Source organism: Patescibacteria group bacterium, assembly GCA_027858235.1.
Classification (GTDB): domain Bacteria; phylum Patescibacteriota; class Patescibacteriia; order Patescibacteriales; family BM507; genus BM507.
The window spans coordinates 1-2,288 of record JAQIDC010000052.1 but is presented as its reverse complement, the minus strand read 5'-3'; the positions used below and the strand labels follow the sequence as shown (position 1 = coordinate 2,288).

At 34.7% G+C, this 2,288-nt stretch carries 2 protein-coding genes; one reads left to right on the top strand and one right to left on the bottom strand.

From position 1 onward, the window contains the following. Window positions 1-29: 29 nt before the first annotated feature. Complete coding sequence (locus PF572_04645) at window positions 30-1,331, bottom strand: ISNCY family transposase (protein MDA3840352.1); 1,302 nt, start codon at window positions 1,329-1,331, stop codon at window positions 30-32. Window positions 1,332-1,669: 338 nt separating this feature from the next. On the opposite strand from PF572_04645, the gene PF572_04640 reads away from it, so the two are divergent. Next, window positions 1,670-2,092, top strand: coding sequence for a hypothetical protein (locus PF572_04640; GenBank protein ID MDA3840351.1), 423 nt, complete (start codon window positions 1,670-1,672; stop codon window positions 2,090-2,092). The last annotated feature ends 196 nt before the right edge of the window (window positions 2,093-2,288 follow it).

Genomic DNA, 2,288 nt, shown 5'->3' with positions numbered 1-2,288 from the left:
GCCAAATAGAAATGTCCTACCTGGCTGAATTAATTATTTTGTATCGATATTCTTTGTTGTTTATATGATTTTCCATAAAGATATTGTCTTCGCCATGGATGATCTATTGGCGGTTTATACGAGATTGGTTCTTGTTTAGTGAGAGCTAACAATTTTATATCTATTACTTTCTTTGGTCTCTCTGGCAGAGTTACATAATCTAGGTATTTATTTCTAAGGCATAGTTTTATCTGACCATCTAAATGTTCTTCGACAATTACGCTATCTTTTTTATAAACCGTAGTGGGTTGTTTTTTGCTCAATTGAAAGAAATTATTTTTAAACATTATTGTATAATCATTGTTAACAATTCTAGTATTCTGAATTGAAAATGTTTGTGGCAGATTTTTTTCTATTTGTTTATCTAATTTTTTATGCAAATTCTTTCGTCTTTTTGGGATTACTGCAAACTTAGCGTTAAATTTTGGAATATATGTTTCTAGAAATTTATTAGCTTCTTCTATCGTAGTAATTCCAGCTAATCTCAATTCTTTCACCAATCTATCTTGTAATGTCTCGTTCATTCTCTCAACGCGTCCTTTGGCTTCGGGACTATGAGCTGGAATAGTTTTAACGCCGACTTGATTCATAGCTCTTTGAAACTGAGTAATCATATCTTTGTTGTCTACCGCATTTTTGTGATTTATCTTGTAAGTACTGAATTTATCGAGATAAATGGACAGTGGTAGGCCGTTTTTTGAGAAATACTCAGTCCAGAAACCGAATACTGCCATCGTGCTTTCGTTGTAATCGAACTTGGCATATGTAATTTTTCCAGTGGCATCATCAACAGATAGTAGCAAACAACTCTCTTCATCACCGAACCAAATATGGTAGCTACCATCGAACTGTTGCATTTCACCTTCATTGTCTTTTCTAGCTCGCCAGACATGTTTGATCTTTCCTCCCTTTCTTGATTTAACTGTCCATAGTTTTAAATTCACCATAACACTCCGGACTGTTTCTTTCCCTAGTTTTATTCCATCATCTTCTTCCAATTTTTCAGCAGCAAAGGTGGGCCCAAAATCATAGTACTTTTCTTTTAAAAGTTCCTTTACTTTTTTTAAAGTCAGACAATTAATTTGTCTATTACTTTTTTGACCACGACTTTTATAAATAATTCCTTCCACTCCCTTTTTGTTTACGAGTACTTTTAGTCTTCTAATTTGTCTTGTTGTTAAACCTAATTGCCTAGATGCATCTGTTCCATTAATCTTTTTATTAACTAAATCGTTAATTACATCATATTTATATAATTCTCTTTTTGTCATACTTATTAATTTTTGTGTCATATTTTTACATAGATTAGCTATTTAATAAATCTATGATTTATACCACAAAATTGGGAAGTAGGACATTTCTATTTGGCTGTACTAGGACATTATCATTTGGCTACGACAAATATATAGAGACCCCTTGACAAATTATGAATAATAATATATTATAGCAAGTTACAAGAACACTGCCCTTTAAACCAATCACTTAAACAGTGAACAAACATAAGAAAGGAGTTAAATAACCATTAGCACCACTAGCCATTTCCAATCGATTGGCCCAGTAATTTATAGATTGGGTCTAAACTGGCCCAAAAATCCAAATATTGGGCCCTTATCTCTAAGAGGAGAAAATCATGAAAAAAATGCTAATGTTTCTCGTTGCCCTGGCTATTGTAGCCGTACCATTCGTTTCTTTCGCTGCATGTGATGCAGTGATTGTTGAAAGTAATGCAAACGGAACAACGGTTAAAGTCCCTGCCTCAATCCCTGAAGAGTTTGGCGGCGACACTGTTGAGATCTACGCAGAAGATGTGACCTATAATGGTCATATGTCTGCTACAATTTCTGCTGATGGAAAATTCTATGAAGTAACTAACAAAATGGTCGATCTTCAGGCAGCCGGACGGGATACTCTCCAAGTTTCCGTTAAACTGGCCAAGTACAGTCACTGGCCAGAAGTTGACAAGCAGCAAGGCGATGACTCAAGCATCCCTGATGAATGTGTCGTCCCCGGCTCCAAAAAAGGCTGGGATTATCTGGCCACCCGTAAAAAGTAAAGTAAAATAACTTTACCCTTTCCCGAGGGAAGATGTTTAACATCTTCCCTCTTTTTTTTGTTCATTAATTAAGTGAATCATAGAGGATACAATACATAATGTGATTGGTGCCAAGATGGTTATTCGAAGATTCTTTAAGTATTTTAGAAAAAAATACAGGTGGCGTAAGAAATATTGGCAATATTTTGATGTTTTA

Coding starts and splice junctions, on each gene's coding strand:
- PF572_04640 (MDA3840351.1), top strand. CDS start 1,670: ATGAAAAAAATGCTAATGTTTCTCGTTGCCCTGGCTATTGTAGCCGTA.
- PF572_04645 (MDA3840352.1), bottom strand. CDS start 1,331: ATGACACAAAAATTAATAAGTATGACAAAAAGAGAATTATATAAATAT.